This window comes from Streptomyces sp. NPDC014623, from assembly GCF_043088245.1.
Taxonomy (GTDB): domain Bacteria; phylum Actinomycetota; class Actinomycetes; order Streptomycetales; family Streptomycetaceae; genus Streptomyces.
Genome location: NZ_JBIBZU010000009.1, coordinates 138,102 through 155,568, shown reverse-complemented (window position 1 = coordinate 155,568; position 17,467 = coordinate 138,102). Strand labels below are relative to the sequence as shown.

Here is a 17,467-nt window from a genome sequence, read left to right as displayed (position 1 = left end):
CCCGACTCATTGAGTCGCTGCTTCACGAGTGATTTGAGCAAGGAGAGAACACGGGATGGGACTTCGCGCACAGGTACGCACACGGGACGGCTGGGCGGTCCAGCACGCCGTCGTGACGGTGACCGACACGACGGGCACCCAGGTGCTCCGGGCCGCCGCCGACGAGAACGGGGCCGTCCGCACCGACGGTCTCCTGCCGGCCGGCGCGTACACGGTGATCGTCACAGCGGTGGGTTACGCCCCTGCCGCGTCCACCGCGCTCGTCACGGCCAGCGGCCGGGCCGAGGCCGGCACCGTGGTGCTGGCCCGGCAGGGCGGTGTCGAGCTGCCGCCTCCGGGCACCTGGTCACTGGACCCGGTGCACTCGTCGGTGGCCGCGGTCGCGCAGCACCTGGGGATCTCCAGTGTGCACGGCCGGTTCACCGAATTCGGCGGCCGTATCGAGATCGCGGAGAACGTCCAGCACTCCCGGGTGGAGGCCACCATCACCTCCTCCAGCATCGACACGGGCAACGCCATGCGGGACAAGCACCTGTGCTCGGCGGACTTCCTGGACGTGGAGGCGTTCCCGGAGATCGTCTACCGCTCCCGCGCGCTGACCCCGGCCGGGCCCGACCGCTGGACGGTGCACGGCGTGCTCACGATGCACGGCATCGCGCGCGACGTCGACCTCGACCTCAGCTACCTGGGCACCGGCCCCGATCCCTGGGGAGGGGTGCGGGCGGCCTTCCACGCCACGGCGGAGCTGCGCCGCGACGACTTCGCCATGAACTACAACCAGGTGCTGCAGGCGGGCATCTCCGCGATCGGCACGACCCTGCGCGTGGAGCTCGACATCCAGGCGGTCCAGGGTGATTCCGTCCAGGGATAGGGCCGGCCGGGGCCCTGGGGGGTGTCCGCGGAGACCCGCCCGGGCCCATGGCGTCCGGCACGCCCACCGGCTGCGTCGCCGCGCCGGCCGGGCACGTCCGGTACGAGGCCGGCGCTCCGCCTTGCGGCTGCGCCCCACCGGACACCGCTGACCACGCCCCGGAGGTACGGCGGGACCTCGCGGGCACCCCTAGGGTGGGCCGCATGGCACCCCACATCGCGACCAACACCACCGTGGAGCTCGGTGAACTCCTGGACTTCGTGCGGCCCAGGCACCGGGCGATCCTGCTGACCACCCGGTCCGACGGCCGCCCCCAGGGCTCCCCGCTCACCTGCGGCGTCGACGACGCGGGCCGGATCGTCGTCTCCACCTACCCCGAACGGGCCAAGACCCGTAATGCCAAGCGGGACGAGCGGGTGAGCCTGATCGTCCTGTCGGACGACTGGAACGGCCCGTGGGTACAGATCGACGGCTCGGCCGAGGTGATCGACTCACCGGACTCGGTCGAGCCGCTCGTCGAGTACTTCCGCAACATCTCCGGGGAGCACCCGGACTGGGACGAGTACCGGGCGGCGATGGTCAAACAGGGCAAGTCCCTCATCCGCATCACTCCGGAGCGCTGGGGCCCGGTCGCCACCGGCGGCTTCCCCGCCCACCTGGCGAGCGGCAGCTGACCTGCCGGTGAAACCGCCCCGCCCGTGTCAGCTCGCGTACGCCCGCCCGCCGGCCTCCCCCTCCGTGCCCCGGCCGTGGTCCGTGAACGGGAACGGACCACGGCCGGCCGGGCAGGCGTACGCCACCGGGCCCGGCCGCCCCTTCGTGTACGTCGGTGACACGCTGCCGATGCGCTGCGGACCCCGCGGCTGCTGTGGTTCACAGCGTCGACGCGGGCCGGGCCGGCCGTCCCCGCCTGACGGCTGCCGCGCACGGTGATCACGTCGCACTCGGCCGGCACCACGGCCGACGAGGACGCCGTCGCCGACTCCGCGGTCTGCCGGGAGGCCGTCGCCCAGGGGCGTGCCCGCGGTGACCGAACTCCCCCTACGGACGCTACGAGTGGCGCGCCGCGCGCTCGCACATCGTTTCGATGCCCGCGATCAGGAGGTCCAGCGCGAACACGAAATCCCGTTCGCGCATCTCCTCCACCGTGTCCCCGCCCCGCGCGTCCATCAGGTTCTCCGAAGGCTCCATGATCCTCTTGATCTCGGGGTCCGCGCGGATCGTGCCCATCGCCCGCTGGAAGTACTCGTCCTGGCTGAGCCCGGCCGTCACCGTGCGCTGTACGAAGTGCCCCTCGACGCTGCCGAATCCGTAGACGAACTGGAAGACGGCCGACATCGCCCCCGTCCGGTTCGCCAGCGGCAGCCCGGTGGCGTTGATGACGTCCTGGACGGCGTACGAGAACAGCATCGAATGCGGCCCGATGTTCAGGAAGCTGCCGATCAGCGTGGACACCCAGGGATGGCGGACCAGCATCGCGCGGTAGTTGCCGGCCAGTTCGCGCAGCCTGTCACGCCAGTCGGCGTCCTCCGGCGTGGCCGGAATCTCCCCGAAGACCGCGTCCAGGGCCAGTTCCAGCAGGTCGTCCTTGGTGTCGACGTACCAGTAGAGGGACATCGCCGTGACATCGAGATCGGCGGCGAGCCGTCGCATGGAGAACTTCGCGAGGCCGTCGGCGTCCAGCAGCCGCAGGCTCGCGGCTGTGATCCTGTCCCGGTCGAGCCCGGCCGGCTGGTCCGCCTTACGGGTCCGCGACGGGGTCCGCCGGTCCAGCCACACACTGACCCGAGGGTTCTTCACACGGTCTGCTGCGGACCCCATGGCGCACACTCCTTGTCTTGCGGTGGCACTCCTGTGTACCGGATCCCCCGTCCGATGCTATGCCCGTCACCTGGGGGTTCAGTCCGTTTCCGGGCGCTCCGCCCTCTTCAGCAGGGCCGCGGCCAGCAACCCGCCGGCCAGGACCGCGGCCGCGCCGGCCAGTTGGCTGGTCTCCAGGCCCGAGGCGAAGGCGCCGGTGACGCGTTCACGGTCCGCCGCGCCGTCCGCCGCGGCGAGTGCGGCGGGCAGCGAGGTGGCCCCGACGGCACCCGGTACGAGCGCGGCGAAGCGGGAGTTGAGTACGGCCCCGAGCACGGCGACCCCGAGCCCGTTGCCGAACTCGGCCAGGGTGCCGTTCACCCCGGCGCCCACGCCCGCCTTCTCGCGCGGGATGGCGCTCATGATCGCGTTGGCCATCGCGGGCATGGCGAGCGCGACGCCCGCCCCCATCACGATCAGGCCGAACAGCATGCCGCCGTAGTCCCGCCCGCCCAGCAGCGCGATCGCTCCGAGACCGGCGGCCAGCAGACACATCCCCGTGGCGATGGCGGCGGGCGTACCCGCCCTCCCCACGAACCGGGCGCCGAGCCCCGTGAGGTTGAGCGCGACGACGGTGAGGGCGAGCGGAGCCGTACGCAGCCCGGCCTCGAGAGGCTCGTAGCCGAGGACGAACTGCAGGTGCTGGGTGAGCAGGAAGAGCGATCCCGTCATCCCGAAGGCGACCAGGATCGCGCCGGCGACCGCGCCGGTGAACCTCTGGTCGCGGAAGAAGTTCATGTCCAGCATCGGGTGGGGGACATGCACCTCCCACAGGACGAACCCGGTGAGGACCGCCACCCCGGCGAAGGCGGTCAGCAGGACGGGGCCGGACCCCCAGCCGTGCTCCGGGCCGGAGATGATCGCGTACACGACGGCCGCCATCCCGACGGTGGAGAGCACCGCCCCGACCAGGTCGGGGCGGTCGCCCCGTGGATTTCTGGACTCCGGGACGAGCCGGACGACCGCGATCATGCCGATGACCGCCACGGGGATGTTGATCAGGAAGATCGCACCCCACCAGAAGTGGTTCAGCATCGCCCCGCCGATCAGCGGACCGGACGCGAAGCCCAGGGAGCTGACGGTGGACCAGATGCCGATCGCCTTGACGCGTTCGGTGTCGTCGAAGATCTGCACCACGACGGCGAGGGTGGTCGTCATCAGGAGCGCACCTCCGACCCCCATCCCCGCCCGGGCGGCGATCAGCTGTCCGGAGGACTGCGCGAGCCCCGCCGCCAGTGAGCCCACGCCGAACAGCGCGAGGCCCGCGACCAGCATCTTCTTGCGGCCGTAGCGGTCGGCGGCGCTGCCCGCCGTGAGCACCAGCCCCGACTGGACGAGCGCGTAGGCGTTGATCATCCACTGCACATCGGCGGTGGAGGCGTGGAGATCCGCGGTGAGCGAGGGGATCGCCACGTTCAGGACGGTGTTGTCGAGCAGCACGGTGAGCTGGGCGAGGCAGACGACCCCGAGGACCAGCCAGCGCCGCGCGTGGGCGCTCGGGGGTGTGAGGCCGTTCTGCTCGGCGGTGGTCGCCGTCATGCGGACTCCCCTTCCGGTGCACTTGTACGATGTAAGGGAAACTTTCTCATACACCGTAAGGCAATTCCTGTACGTCGTACAACACATGGCGTGTCCAGCGCCGGGACGCAGCAGGGCGGCGGCCCCGGAGCCTGTGCTCCGGGGCCGCCGCCCTGCCCGCGCCACTCTGCCCGTGCCGCCCTGCCCGCGCCGGGCTCAGCTCTTCGGCCGGGTGAGGTCGTAGAAGGTCGCGCTTCCCGCCGTGACCTCCTCGAAGTTCGTCTCCACCCACGTCGAGATCTGGGACGAGGCGCCCTCACCCCCCATGCCGCCGCCCGGGATGAAGTAGTGGATCCTGCCGTCCTGGACGTACTTCTTGAACTGGGCGAGCGTCGGTGACGGATCGCTGCCGTTGAATCCGCCGACCGCCATCACCGGGTCGCCGGTGGCGAGCTGGTAGCTCGCGGCGTTCTGCGCACCGATGGCAGCGGCGGCCCAGGTGTAGGCGTCGGCGTTCTGCTTCAGGAGCGTCCCGGCCCCGGAGCCCACGGATGCGCCGTTGAGCAGACCGCCCGTGCCGCCGCCGGGCATGCCGCCCTGCTGCCCGCCGGGGACCCGCCCCTGCCCGTTCCGGCCCGGCATCCCTCCGCCGGGGAAGCCGCCGCCCGGCCGGTTCCCCTGAGCGTTACCCGGGTTGCCCGGGGCCTGTCCCCCCTGCTGCGTGCCCTCTCCGGGGGGCCGCGTGCCACCGCCGGGGCCGCCGCCCGGACCGCCCGTTCTCACGCCCGCCGGGCCCGCCGTGACGATCGAACCCTGGTGTCCGGTGTTCAGCGTGCTGATCGTGTACGCCGTCGGCCCGGCCAGCGACGCCGCGAGGCCCAGCCCCATCACGCCCAGCGCGAACGCCCGGCCCAGCCGTGCCACGAGCAGCAGCCCGACCGCCCCCGCCAGCCCTCCGGCCAGGACCGCCCAGCGCAGCCACGGGTAGTGGTCCGGGGTGCGCCCCAGCAGGACGTACGACCACACGGCCGTCGCGGCGACGGTCACACCGAGTGCGGCGCCCGCCCACCACCTGCTCCGTTCCTCCCAGAGGACCGTGGCACCCATGCCGGCCAGCGCCGCGATGCAGGGAGCCAGCGCCACCGTGTAGTACTGGTGGAAGATGCCGGCCATGAAGCTGAAGACGAAGGCCGTCATCAGCAGCGAACCGCCCCAGGCGAGGAACGCCGCACGGGCCGTGTCGGTCCGTTTCGCCCGCCAGGTCAGCCAGAGGCCCGCGAACAGCAGGATCAGCGCGGCCGGCAGCAGCCACGAGATCTGGCTGCCGATCTCGGAGTCGAACATCCGGCCGATGCCGGTCTCGCCCCATCCGCCGCCCCGGCCGCCACCGCCGACGCTGCCGGTCTCCTCGCCGTTGATCCTGCCGAGCCCGTTGTAGCCGAAGGTGAGTTCCAGGAAGGAGTTGTTCTGCGAACCGCCGATGTACGGCCGCGAGGAGGCGGGCCAGAACTCGACGATCGCCACCCACCAGCCGCCGGAGACGACCACCGCCAGTGCCGCCAGGCAGAGCTGGCCGAACCGCCTCCGTACGGACACCGGCGCGCACACCGCGTACAGCACGGTCAGGGGCGGCAGGATCAGGAAGGCCTGCAGGGTCTTCGACAGGAACGCGAGGCCCACGGCGACACCCGCCCAGACCAGCCACTTCGTCCGGCCGGCCTCCAGGGCGCGCAGCACGCAGTGGACGGTGACGGTCATCAGGAACGCGAGCAGCGCGTCCGGGTTGTTGAAGCGGAACATCAGCGCGGCGACCGGGGTCAGTGCGAAGACCGCCATCGTGATCAGCCCGGCGGCGGCGCCGAAGCGGCGGCGCACGGCTCCGTGGAGGACACCGGCCGTCGCGACACCCATCAGCACCTGGGGCGCGAGGATCGCCCAGGAGCTCAGGCCGAAGATCCGCACCGACAGGGCCATCGGCCAGAGGGCGGCCGGGGGCTTGTCGACGGTGATGGCGTTCGCGGAGTCCAGCGAACCGAAGAAGAAGGCCTTCCAGTTCTGGCTGCCGGCCTGTACGGCGGCGGAGTAGAAGGAGTTGGCGTAACCGGAGGCACTGAGGTTCCACAGGTACGCGAGCCCGATGACCAGCAGCATGCCGAGGAAGGCGGGCCTCGCCCAGCGCGGGTCACCTGGCCGGCCCCGCAGGACGCGCCGCGGCAGCGGCTCCCGCGGGCCTGCGGCGTGCGCGGACGCCCCAGGGGGGCCGGGTGGTGCCTGGAGGTGGCCGGAGTGTGCGGCGGCGGTCATCGGACGTCCCTCGGTTCGTGTACGGACCCCTTGCGGGCGTCCTGGTGGCCGGTGCGCCGGGCGGGGAAGACCCAGGCGCGGAAGAGCAGGAAGCGCAGCACCGTCGCCGCGAGGTTGGCCGCGATCAGCACGGCGAGTTCCGTACCGTGCGACGCGGATGCGGACGCCGTGCCCAGGGCGGCGAGCGAACCGCTCGTGAGGGCGAGCCCGATCGCGAAGACGACGAGACCCTGTGCCTGGTGGCGCACGGCGCCACTCCGGCCGCGCACACCGAAGGTGAGTCTCCGGTTGGCCGCCGTGTTGGCCACGGCGGACACGAGGAGCGCCCCGGCGTTGGCGGACTGCGGCCCGACGCCCAGCCGGAAGAGCGAGTACAGGACGAGGTGGACCAGGGTGGAGAGCACACCCACGGCACAGAAGCCGGCCAGCTGCCTGGCGAGCCCGGGCGGCACCCCGGGCACGGCCCGGGCGCGCGGGTCGTCCCCGGAGGGGCGCGCCAGCCGGTCCAGCGGCAGGGCCCCGGTGGCCAGGGCCCGGCCCACCCGCCAGACCCCCTTCAGGTCCTCGGTCGCGGTCCTCACGATGTGCACGGTGGAGTCCGGGTCGTCGACCCAGTCGACCGGCACCTCGTGGATGCGCAGCCCGGCCCGCTCGGCGAGTACCAGCATCTCGGTGTCGAAGAACCACCCGGTGTCCTCGACCATCGGCAGCAGACGCTGCGCGACCTCGCGCCGTACGGCCTTGAAGCCGCACTGGGCGTCGCTGAAGCCGGCGGCCAGCGAGGAGCGCAGGATGAGGTTGTAGGCCCGCGAGACGAACTCCCGCCTGGAGCCCCGTACCACCCGCGAACTGCGGGCCAGACGCGAGCCGATGGCCAGGTCGGAGTGACCGGAGATCAGCGGCGCGACCAGGGGGAGCAGGGCGTTCAGGTCGGTCGAGAGGTCCACGTCCATGTAGGCGAGGACCGGGGAGTCCGACCGGGACCAGACGGTGCGCAGTGCCCGTCCCCGGCCCTTCTCCTCCAGCCGGTGCGACCGCACCTCGGGAATGAGGTCCGCCAGCCGGGCCGCCACCCGGGGCGTACGGTCGGTGCTCGCGTTGTCCGCCACGGTGATCCGGAAGCCGTAGGGGAACGTCCGCGCCAGGTGGTCGTGCAGGCGCAGCACGCACGGTTCGAGGTCCTTCTCCTCGTTGTACACGGGGATCACCACGTCGAGCACGGGTACGGGTGCGGGAGCGCCGGCCGCGCCGACCGCTGCGGCCAGGAGGTGTTCCCGGGCCGGCAGGGTGCTCCAGGGAGTGTCGGTTCGCATGACCCGACACTCGCCAACCGCGCTGTCACCTCTGTGTGCTGAGCCTGTGATCCGCCTGTGAGCACGCCGCACGGGCGTGACCGGGGCGCCCCTCCCTGGGCACGGAGCCGCCGGCGGGAGCCCCTGCGGAACTGTCCGCACCCGCCCCGTACACCGCGTCCGCCGGCAGGTGGACGGCGAACACCGTGTCGCCCGGCACCGACCGCACCTCGGCCGTCCCGCCGTGCGCCGTCACGACGGCCTGCACGATGGCGAGGCCGAGCCCCGTCGACCCGGCGTGCCGGGAGCGTGAGGCGTCGCCGCGCGCGAACCGTTCGAAGACACGGGGCTGCAGCTCCGCCGGAATGCCGGGCCCGTCGTCCTGGACCTCCAGGGTCACCCGGGGCAGTTCCCTGCTCGCCCGGCGCACGCGGACCGTGACGGTGCTCCCCGGCGGGGTGTGGGTGCGGGCGTTCGCGAGCAGGTTGACCAGCACCTGCTGGATCCGCGTCGGATCGGCGAGCACCGTCGCGGGCACCTCGGGCAGCTCCAGCCGCCAGTGATGAGTGGCTTCCGGGGCGCGGCCGGGGGCGCGGTCCGCGACACGGGCGTCGCTCACCGCGTCGATGACGAGCGGCGAGAGATCGGTGCTCTCGTACGAGAGCGGGCGTCCCGCGTCAAGACGCGCCAGGAGGAGCAGGTCCTCGACCATGCCCGTCATCCGCTGCGCCTCGGACTCGATGCGCCCCAGGGCGTGCCGGGTGTCGGGCCCGGTGGTCTCCCGCCCGCGCCGGGGCAGTTCGGCGTAGCCACGGATCGAGGCGAGCGGTGTGCGCAGCTCATGGCTGGCGTCCGCGACGAACTGCCGTACCCGCGTCTCGCTCTTCTGCCGCGCGTCCAGGGCCGAACCCACGTGCCCCAGCATCCGGTTGAGGGCCGCGCCGACCTGGCCGACCTCGGTGCGCGGATCGGCCTCGGCATCCGGGACCCGTTCGAGGAGGGCGACCTCGCCGCTGTGCAGCGGGAGTTCGGAGACCCGGGTCGCTGTGGCGGCCACCCTGCGCAGCGGACGCAGCGCGACGCCGACCATCGCCGCACCGGCGATACCGGCGGCGATGAGCCCGGCGCCGGTGACACAGACCTCGACGAGGATCAGCGTGGTGACGGCCTTGTCGACCTCGGCCGTGGGAATGCCGACCAGGACGGACGCCCCGTCGCCCGACGGAACGACCTGGACGCGGTAGCCGCCGAGCCCGGGGATCTCGACGTCATGGGGTCCGCCGCCCGGGGTCACCTCCGAGCTTTCGAGGGCGTCCTCCTGAGCATCGGTCAGTTCCTCGGTGCTCTGCCGGGCATCGGGACCGTTCATCACCTTCGAGACGGTGACGGAACCGCCGGCGACCACGGCACCGAACGTGTCGGGGCCGCCCCTGCCGACGAAGTCCAGCGGGTCCCCGCTCCCCGGGCCGCCCCGGGCGACCTCGCCACCGCCCGGCGGACGCGCCTCGGCCAGCCTGGTGACGTCGTGCAGCTGGCCGTCCAGCTTCCCGTACATGTAACTCCGGAAGGCGATCGCGGTGACCGAACCGATCACCGCCGCGACGACCGCGATGAGCGTCACCGCGTACGCGACGAGCCGGGTGCGCAGCGTCCAGGGGCGGCGCGCGCTCCTCCCGCTCACGAGGTCAGGCACCGGGTTTGATCAGGTACCCGGCCCCGCGCCGGGTGTGGATCATCGGGGACCGCCCCGCGTCGATCTTCTTGCGCAGGTAGGAGATGTACAGCTCGACGACATTGGCCTGGCCCCCGAAGTCGTAGTTCCAGACCCGGTCCAGGATCTGCGCCTTGCTCAGCACCCGGCGCGGATTGCGCATCAGGAAGCGCAGCAGCTCGAACTCGGTCGCCGTGAGATGGATCGAGTCGTCACCCCGGCTCACCTCGTGGCTGTCCTCGTCCAGCACCAGGTCACCGACGACGAGCGTCGACTCGCTGCGCACGGACGCCGTACCGGAGCGCCGGATGAGTCCGCGCAGCCGCGCCACGACCTCCTCCAGGCTGAACGGCTTGGTGACGTAGTCGTCGCCGCCCGCGGTGAGCCCGGCGATCCGGTCCTCCACCGCGTCCCGTGCGGTCAGGAACAGCACGGGCACGTCGTTGAGCTCGCGCCGCAGCCTGCCGAGCACGGTCAGCCCGCCCATGTCGGGGAGCATCACGTCGAGGACCACCGCGTCGGGACGGAAGTCGCGCGCCGTGCGGACGGCCCCCGCCCCGTCCCCGGCACTGCGCACCTCCCACCCCTCGTAGCGCAGGGCCATGGAGAGCAGCTCGGCGAGCGGGGCCTCGTCGTCCACGACCAGCACCCGGATGGGACTGCGGTCGGTCCTGAGCAGGTCTGTACGCCCCTGGGGCGAGGTCGTCGTCATGGCCCAAGCCTGTGAGACCGCCGTGAGAGAGAGCTTTCGCCCACCTGTGAATTCCCTGAGAAACGAACCGCCGGGCCCCGGGCCGCCCCGGCCCTGCCGGAAGAGCGCGCTCGCGTTCCCGTTGCAGACGGCCCGCACCCAGTCGTCGCCCGGCTCCAGCCGCTCCAGGGCGTGCAGCTGGTGGGCGTACGGATACGGGACGTCCGAGAAGCCCGTGCCCGGCGGGACCCGGTCCTCCGGATCCGCGAGCCGCCCGCGCTCCGCCGCCGGGAACGGCGTGAAGCCCTCGGTGAAGTCCGTGAACGCCGTGGTCGTGCCGAGCCGTGCCCCGGGGTGCTCCGCCGCCGGCGCCAGGACCTCCGCGTACTCCGGCCTCCCCATGTGCGCCATTACCGGCTGCAGCCGGGGACGGCGGGGCAACAGGCGGCCGGCCGGCCCGGGACCCGTGTACGCACCGGGCGCAGGTCCGGAACCGCAGTGCGTCACCACCGGGATCCCGGCCTGAAGTGCGTGTGGACGTCGATGGTCCCGGGAAGCCCGAGCCGCTGCCAGAACCGCCGGTACCGTCCCGGTCCCGGTCGTCGCTGTCCGTCCAGCCCACCCGCCTCGTGCGCCCCGTACGCGTCCGGAAAGCCCGCAGGACCGTGCGCGCGCTCCGGGCGCGTCCTCCGGCGACGGTCTCAGAACAACCCGTCCTGCACGCCACCGTCCCCCACGGCCACGACCGGCACGCTGATCCCCGACCGCCCTTCGGCCCCCGCCAGGTCCCAGCCGGTGACGAGCCGCGTGTCCAGCACGACGGTCCCGGCGTCCACGGTCCCCAGGTGCAGATCGGGTCCGGCCGCCGCCACCAGCCGTCCGGCCACCACGCCACCGTCCACCAGCCCCGTCACCACCCGCGCCGCCGGACCCGCACCGGCGAACCCGAACACCCCCGCGTGGTCGACCGCCTCGAACGGCAACCGCTCCAGCGCCTCCGGCCACCCGGCGCCCTCCAGGGCGGCGGCCCGCCGGTACAGCCCTTCGACCTCGGCGGCCCGTTCCACCGCTCCCGGCAGACGGCCCCGCACAGCACGCTTTCGCGCGTACGGAATCCGGTCGGGCACCCCGAGCGCCGAACGCAGCAGCTCCTCCGTACGCCGCGCGGCCATCAGCGGCCCGCGCCCCAGCCAGGTGAACACCACGGCGCCCTGCTCCCGCAGCCGCGCGGCGCCCCGCGCCTCCCCGGTGATCCCGGCCTTGACCATGCCCGGCCCGAACCAGGCCAGGTAGACGCGATACGTCCGGGGGTCGTCGGCGATCGTGTCGGCGGCCACCGAGTGCGCCCGGTCCAGCCGCGCGCACTCCGGGCACCGCGCCCCCGCACTCCGCGCGGGCACCACCGCCCCGACCGGACAGGGGGTGCCGCGCGCCCCCACACAGTGCCGCTCCCCCCGGGCCCGGAACCCGATCTCCCTGCCGTACGACAGGACACTCGTCCGCCCCCGCCCGGTCCCGTCGCTCCGCACCCATCCGAGCTCGGGCCCGCCCTGCGGCCAGCGCAGCCCGGTGCAACGCCAGCCACCCATGCCGTCCCCCTTCAGCGTCCGTGCCGTCCCTCTCGGCGCGCCTGCCCGTCCTCGGGCCGCGCTGCTCAGGGCGGCCGGCGTGGAACCGATGAGTCCGGGGAGCGGAATGTAACAAAACACATCCCGAGCGGGCGTGCTCAGGACCGGTTGTGCCCATGGACTCCGGCCGGGACGGCCCGGATCCGAGGGTCCTTCGCCGTCGGCCGCGGGCCCTTCGCGTGCCACCAGGGCTAGGATCCGGGCCATGGCTCTGACCATGAACGACGTGGACCGGTTCGAGGCCTCCAGGCCCCGTCTGCAGGCCATCGCCTACCGCCTCCTCGGGTCCGCGGGCGATGCCGAGGACGCCGTACAGGACACGTTCCTGCGCTGGCAGGCCGCCGACGTGGACCGCATCGAGGTCCCCGAGGCCTGGCTGACGAAGGTCCTCACCAACCTGTGCCTCAACCAGCTCACCTCGGCCCGCGTCCGGCGCGAGACCTACGTGGGCCAGTGGCTGCCCGAGCCGCTGCTCGCCGGTGACCCGATGCTCGGCCCCGCCGACACCGCCGAGCAGCGCGAATCCGTCTCGTACGCGGTTCTCGCCCTCATGGAGCGGCTCTCACCCGACGAGCGGGCGGTGTACGTGCTGCGGGAGGCCTTCGGCTACCCGCACCGGAAGATCGCGGAGATCCTCGACATCTCCGAGGCCGCCTGCCAGCAGATCTTCCACCGGGCCAAGAAGCACGTCGCGGAGGGCAGGGCCCGCACCCGGGTCGACGGGGCCGCCGCCCGGCGGGTCGTCGAGGAGTTCCTCGCGGCCGCCACGAGCGGCCGGACCGAGCCACTCGTACGGCTGCTCACCGGTGACGCCATCGCGGTCGGCGACGGCGGCGGAAAGGTCCCGGCCCGCGCCAAGGCGTTCGAGGGAGCCGTCGCGGTCGCGAAGTTCATGCGGGGCATGTTCAAGCCCGGCTCGTCCAAGCGTGCCCTCGTAGGAGGTTCCCCCGAGGTCCACGCCGCCACCGCCAACAACACCCCGGCCCTCGTGGTGGTCCTCGACGGCCGGGTCATCGGCGTCATGTGCCTGGAGATCACCGCAGAGGGCATCGCCGCTCTCCGCAGCCAGGTCAACCCGGACAAGCTCGAACGCGCGACCCGGCACTGGGCTGCCTCCGACCACGGGGAGCCCCTCCTCCGCCTCTTCTGACCCCGGTGTGAGGTGCTTCACATCGCACTGCTGTCAGGAAACGGCGGGCTGCCCGGTTCAGGTGGCGAACCCGCGAGACAGGAGCAGAGAGATGAAGCACCGGATCATCGTCCTGGGAGCCGGATACACCGGCGCCGTCGCCGCCGGCCGCCTCGCGAAGCGGCTGCGCGCCGAGGACGTAACCCTCACCCTCGTCAACGCCGAGCCCGACTTCGTCGAGCGCGTCAGGATGCATCAGCTGGCAGCCGGCCAGGACCTCGAACCCCGGCCCTTCGACGAGATGTTCGCAGACACCGGCGTCGAACTGAGGATCGCGAAGGTCACCGGCGTCGACGCCGACCGCAGGACCGTCACCGTCACCGACGCGAACGGCACCGAGGAGCTGACCTACGACAGCCTCGTGTACGCCCTCGGCAGCACCTGGAACACCCAGGGCGTCCCCGGTACCGCCGAGCACGCCCACGAACTCGCCGGCCGCCCCGGGGCACTCCGCCTGCGCGAGCGCCTGGCCGGCCTGGAGGCCGGACAGCCCGTGGTCGTCGTCGGCGGCGGTCTCACCGGTCTGGAAGCCGCAGCGGAGATCGCCGAGGCCCGCCCGGACCTCGACGTCGCCCTCGCCGCCCGCGGCGGACTCGGCGACCAGCTCTCGCCCAAGGGCCGCCGGCACCTGCGGAAGGTCTTCGGCCGACTCGGCATCACCGTGCACGGACACACCGCGGTCACCGGCGTGGAGGCCGGCCACGTCACCACCGCCGACGGCACCCCCCTCCCGGCCGCGGTCACCGTGTGGACCGCCGGCTTCGCGGCCCACCCGATCGCGCAGGCCACCAGCCTGGAGACCACGGACGCGGGCCGGATCGTGGTCGACGGAACCATGCGCTCGGTCTCCCACCCCGACGTGTACGCCATCGGCGACGCGGCCCTGGTGGCGGGGCCCGGTGGCAAGCCGCTGCGGATGTCGTGCGCCTCGGGCATCCCCACCGCGTGGCAGGCCGCCGACTCCCTCGCGGCACGCCTGACCGGCGGGAAGCTCCCGAACACCTCACTCCGCTACTTCAACCAGTGCATCTCGCTGGGCCGCAGGGAAGGCCTGATCCAGTACGTCACCGCCGACGACCGACCCGTCCGTGCGGCCCTGACCGGACGGATGGCCGCCGTCTACAAGGAACTGGTCTGCAAAGGCGCGGCATGGGGCGTCGCCAACCCGACGCTCGGAATTCCCACCCGGCGCCGCCGCGTCGTACAGGAACCGGCCAGGCTCAGCCCGGCCGTCGGGGAAGCGGCCTGACCCGTCCGGGCCCCGCAACCGTGGGCGCCGGGCCGGTGCTGACCCGCCGTCGGCCGTCCGGTCCGGTTGCCCACGGCCCGAGCGGCGGCGCACCGGGCAACGCGAGAGGCCCTCAGGATTTCTCCTGAGGGCCTCTGGCCTGCTGTGCACTCGGCAGGATTCGAACCTGCAACCTTCTGATCCGTAGGCGGGTGCACCCGTACGTCACACGGCTTAGCCTGGCCACCGGGCCCGCTTTGCGCGGCAAGCGTGTGCTCTGGCGTGCTCCCGTGTACGCCATCGTTGATGTCAGGCGTTGATGTCAGGCGGGACCGCACTCTGGTGCACCCAACCCCGACGCTTCTCACACAGGGCCCATTCCGCTGCTAGGCCTTCCTGGCTCTCAGGCCCCTCTCTCAACCGTGCGGCCGGTGGCACTGATCAGCGTGGGAGAAGATCGCTAAGCACGGTTCGACGAAACAGCTTGCGCGGAAGGGTGCGCTGTGCTCGAATTGAAGGTTTCCCACTCCAAGGAGAGCGGTAATGGAAATTGAAGATTCGACACTTTTACAGTTTGTACTAAAGGAGCTGAATGGCGGAATCGCCAGCGGCGAGTACAAGAAGGATGACAATGATCTGGTAGACCTGGCCTTGCGTAAGGCGGTAGAGAAGGCGGTGGAGAATTCAAGAGAGCTAGTTCCTCAGGATCACGCCTGGCTGGAGAGAACTTCAGAGAAGTGGGCACTCAGAAAAAAGGGCATGATGGAGAAAGTCCGTCGGGCGAATTTGCGCCGATGGGGCCGAGGCTTCCGCCTCTACAGAAAATGCCTACTCACTGCTGAAGTTATGAATCAAATGATGGAAAACTGTATTGGAGAATGGGTCACCGAGTCCGATCAGACCATAAATGAGCCCTTGCTTGGCATCCCTTCGACCATGGGAGGCCGACCCCTTAAGGTCATCACTCTCCTATCTCTGCACTCGCGCGCATGTGCCATCGGAAACGAGATACTACTCCTGGCGGAAAATGGTTTTCCTGAGGCGGTCAAGGCTAGAACGCGCAGTCTTCATGAGCTAGCTGTCACGGCGGATTGCCTATCAGCGCTCGGGCCGCTCGACACGGATGTGTCCGATCGCTACGGCGCATGGGCGGTCGCCGAGGCCAGGAAGGAGGCTCGCGCCCTATCCGCACCGGGTTCGATTCCAGAGGAACTCACAGGTAGAGAGGCGGAGATTGCAAGGCGCGCTGAGGCCGCGTGGGGCAGTGACTTCTTCCGGCAAAATGGATGGGCTGCGCCTCTATTTCCAGGAAGGCGCCCCCCAATCCCGTTCACCGAACTAGAGAAATTCACCGACATGAGCCACATGCGCAGCTACTACCTCGCGGGAAATGAGGCAATCCATGGCGGCCCAAGCGCGCTGACGAGTCGCGCCCGCTTTCGCAATGGCGCAATTTTCGCGACTTCCAGCGAGGTGCAACATGAAGCCACCCGCGAATTTCTTGCTGTGGCCGCAATCACACTGTCAGTAGTTTGCACGGCGACTTGCGAAGTGATTGCATCAGTCACGGGTGACTTCGATTCAATTTTCGCCGTCAAGGCAATGCGTGATGCTGTGGAAGATGCGCGCATTGAATTCAAGAATGGCGGAATGCATCGCTGAGATCTCAGGCTGTTTCGTCTTCGAAGCCATGGACTGCCGGGGCCGTTGGCCGCTGTCCTAGCCACCCGGAAACGCGCGGGCCGCCGTTGACCGCGCCGCCCTCGCAAACCGTGCGCACATGCTCGAAGCCCTGACGGAGGTAGTACCGCTGTAGGGCAGAATTCGTCGTCCACGCGTCCAAGCGCAGCCACTGCGCGCCGCCGCGATAGGCCCTGTCACTTGCCCAGTCGAGAAGGCGACCACCGAGGTTCTGTCCAGCATGGGACCGGGCCACAGTCAGCTTGGTGACGAAGGTGGACGGTTCGCTCAACTCTTGCTCCGTCCACAGGCCTTCCTCTACGTCCGGCGAGAGCGTGATGGTGCCTGCTGTCAGGTCGCCGTCGATGACCATGAAAACGGCGCCCGCTCGAATCGTGGCCAGCAGCCGGTCAGCCGGGTAGGGGCGCTGCCACTGGTCGCTACCGAGGCGCGTGAGCCAAGCTGCTGCCTCCTCTCGGAAGGCCAACAACTTGGCCACGTCATCCGGGCGTGCGGTTGTGATCTTCACTGCGATTCGTTCTCGCTTCGGGCGGCCTGGTCGCCGATCTCGTAGTTCATCCGGTTCAGGTCGCCCCGGAACGTCGTGATGGTGCAGCGAATTGGCCGCTCCGCCGAGTAGCCCGTGCGCATCCAGAGGAGCACCGGCACCCCCGCACCGATCTCCAGCAGCCGTGCCTCGTCCGGGGTCGGCATGCGGGTCGAGATCTCGTCGAAGTACCCGATCTGCTCGGTCCCGTGAGTGGCCAGGTATCGGGTGGTGCCCTCTTCGATGTCGCCAGGCTCCGCCAGGCGGGGAGCCTCATCGACTAGCCACGCCGGGTAGTACGTGGCCTGGGTCGACCAGGGCACGTCATCCACGTACCGATGACAGAACCGCAGGACTGCACGGGATTCGGGGTCCACCTTGAGCCTCTTGGCCACATCGGCCGGCGCGGGCAGAACTTCGACCCTGAACGTCTGATGCGGTCGGCGACCTGCGGCCGTGACGCCCGTGCTGTAGGCATCGCCGTTCTGCGGGAAGCTCAGGTTTTCGAACCGGGAGGCGTTCAGCTCGAACACCTCATGCTTGGCCACCTCGTAACCGAGGCCTTGGCTGGACGTGACAAGCCCCTGTGTGACCAGCAGACCGAGCCCGGACCGCACGGTATTCCGCGACGCATCGAAGCGCGCGGACAGCTCGCTCTCCGAGGGGAGCCGCGACCCGGGCGGATACGTCCCGTTGTCGATTTCGCGGCGCAGAGCATCCGCGACTTGCCGGTACTTCGGCTGCTTGCTCATGACCCCATCATGACGCACTCGCTCAACTTGTTGGTACATGTGGGCCCCGATCGCTTGACTCTTCACAGTCCGTTGGTGCACCATCACTGCATCAACTTGTACCAACAAGTTGAGCAAGTGGTGCAGCCCCTTCAAGTCTGCCCTCTTGCTGCTTATTCCCTCTGCCTCCGGGCGGCGGATTGCGCGACACAGGAGC

General features: G+C 70.7%; 14 protein-coding genes. 5 read left to right on the top strand and 9 right to left on the bottom strand.

Going from position 1 to position 17,467, the window contains the following annotated elements:
• The first annotated feature begins 55 nt into the window (after positions 1-55).
• Positions 56-871: a YceI family protein gene (locus ACF1FZ_RS16895; RefSeq protein ID WP_391774151.1), complete on the top strand. Its 816-nt coding sequence runs from the start codon at positions 56-58 to the stop codon at positions 869-871.
• A 203-nt stretch (positions 872-1,074) separates the two neighbouring features.
• Entirely contained in the window at positions 1,075-1,545 is a 471-nt protein-coding gene (locus ACF1FZ_RS16890; RefSeq protein WP_391774150.1) for a PPOX class F420-dependent oxidoreductase, read from the top strand.
• Positions 1,546-1,921: 376 nt separating this feature from the next.
• Here ACF1FZ_RS16890 and ACF1FZ_RS16885 read toward each other — a convergent pair whose 3' ends face one another.
• The 7 genes from ACF1FZ_RS16885 to ACF1FZ_RS16855 all read right to left on the bottom strand — a co-directional run bounded on the left by ACF1FZ_RS16885 (position 1,922) and on the right by ACF1FZ_RS16855 (position 11,836).
• Positions 1,922-2,692, bottom strand: a complete 771-nt coding sequence (locus ACF1FZ_RS16885) for a TetR/AcrR family transcriptional regulator (RefSeq protein ID WP_391774149.1) — start codon at positions 2,690-2,692, stop codon at positions 1,922-1,924.
• A gap of 78 nt (positions 2,693-2,770) precedes the next feature.
• Positions 2,771-4,270, bottom strand: a complete 1,500-nt coding sequence (locus tag ACF1FZ_RS16880) for an MFS transporter (protein ID WP_391774148.1) — start codon at positions 4,268-4,270, stop codon at positions 2,771-2,773.
• A 195-nt stretch (positions 4,271-4,465) separates the two neighbouring features.
• Complete coding sequence (locus ACF1FZ_RS16875; RefSeq protein WP_391774147.1) at positions 4,466-6,553, bottom strand: glycosyltransferase family 39 protein; 2,088 nt, start codon at positions 6,551-6,553, stop codon at positions 4,466-4,468.
• Positions 6,550-7,866: a glycosyltransferase gene (locus ACF1FZ_RS16870; RefSeq protein WP_391774146.1), complete on the bottom strand. Its 1,317-nt coding sequence runs from the start codon at positions 7,864-7,866 to the stop codon at positions 6,550-6,552. The genes ACF1FZ_RS16875 and ACF1FZ_RS16870 overlap by 4 nt, the downstream gene beginning before the upstream one ends.
• A gap of 25 nt (positions 7,867-7,891) precedes the next feature.
• Complete coding sequence (locus ACF1FZ_RS16865) at positions 7,892-9,538, bottom strand: ATP-binding protein (RefSeq protein WP_391774145.1); 1,647 nt, start codon at positions 9,536-9,538, stop codon at positions 7,892-7,894.
• The gene (locus ACF1FZ_RS16860) at positions 9,531-10,268 is read right to left on the bottom strand and encodes a response regulator transcription factor (RefSeq protein WP_391774251.1); all 738 of its coding nucleotides are present in this window, start codon (positions 10,266-10,268) and stop codon (positions 9,531-9,533) included. The genes ACF1FZ_RS16865 and ACF1FZ_RS16860 overlap by 8 nt, the downstream gene beginning before the upstream one ends.
• Positions 10,269-10,948: 680 nt before the next feature.
• Complete coding sequence (locus ACF1FZ_RS16855; protein ID WP_391774144.1) at positions 10,949-11,836, bottom strand: DUF2797 domain-containing protein; 888 nt, start codon at positions 11,834-11,836, stop codon at positions 10,949-10,951.
• Positions 11,837-12,080: 244 nt separating this feature from the next.
• On the opposite strand from ACF1FZ_RS16855, the gene ACF1FZ_RS16850 reads away from it, so the two are divergent.
• The 3 genes from ACF1FZ_RS16850 to ACF1FZ_RS16840 all read left to right on the top strand — a co-directional run bounded on the left by ACF1FZ_RS16850 (position 12,081) and on the right by ACF1FZ_RS16840 (position 15,954).
• Entirely contained in the window at positions 12,081-13,025 is a 945-nt protein-coding gene (locus ACF1FZ_RS16850; RefSeq protein WP_391774143.1) for an RNA polymerase sigma-70 factor, read from the top strand.
• A 91-nt stretch (positions 13,026-13,116) separates the two neighbouring features.
• A complete protein-coding gene (locus tag ACF1FZ_RS16845) occupies positions 13,117-14,313 on the top strand; it encodes an NAD(P)/FAD-dependent oxidoreductase (protein ID WP_391774142.1) in 1,197 nt (398 codons plus the stop codon).
• 522 nt (positions 14,314-14,835) lie between these two features.
• Positions 14,836-15,954: a DUF5677 domain-containing protein gene (locus ACF1FZ_RS16840; protein ID WP_391774141.1), complete on the top strand. Its 1,119-nt coding sequence runs from the start codon at positions 14,836-14,838 to the stop codon at positions 15,952-15,954.
• A gap of 4 nt (positions 15,955-15,958) precedes the next feature.
• Here ACF1FZ_RS16840 and ACF1FZ_RS16835 read toward each other — a convergent pair whose 3' ends face one another.
• Positions 15,959-16,501 carry a GNAT family N-acetyltransferase gene (locus ACF1FZ_RS16835; protein ID WP_391774140.1) on the bottom strand — a complete coding sequence of 181 codons (543 nt, stop codon included), beginning with the start codon at positions 16,499-16,501 and terminating at the stop codon, positions 15,959-15,961.
• Positions 16,498-17,271 carry a GntR family transcriptional regulator gene (locus ACF1FZ_RS16830; RefSeq protein WP_391774139.1) on the bottom strand — a complete coding sequence of 258 codons (774 nt, stop codon included), beginning with the start codon at positions 17,269-17,271 and terminating at the stop codon, positions 16,498-16,500. The genes ACF1FZ_RS16835 and ACF1FZ_RS16830 overlap by 4 nt, the downstream gene beginning before the upstream one ends.
• Positions 17,272-17,467: the final 196 nt, after the last annotated feature.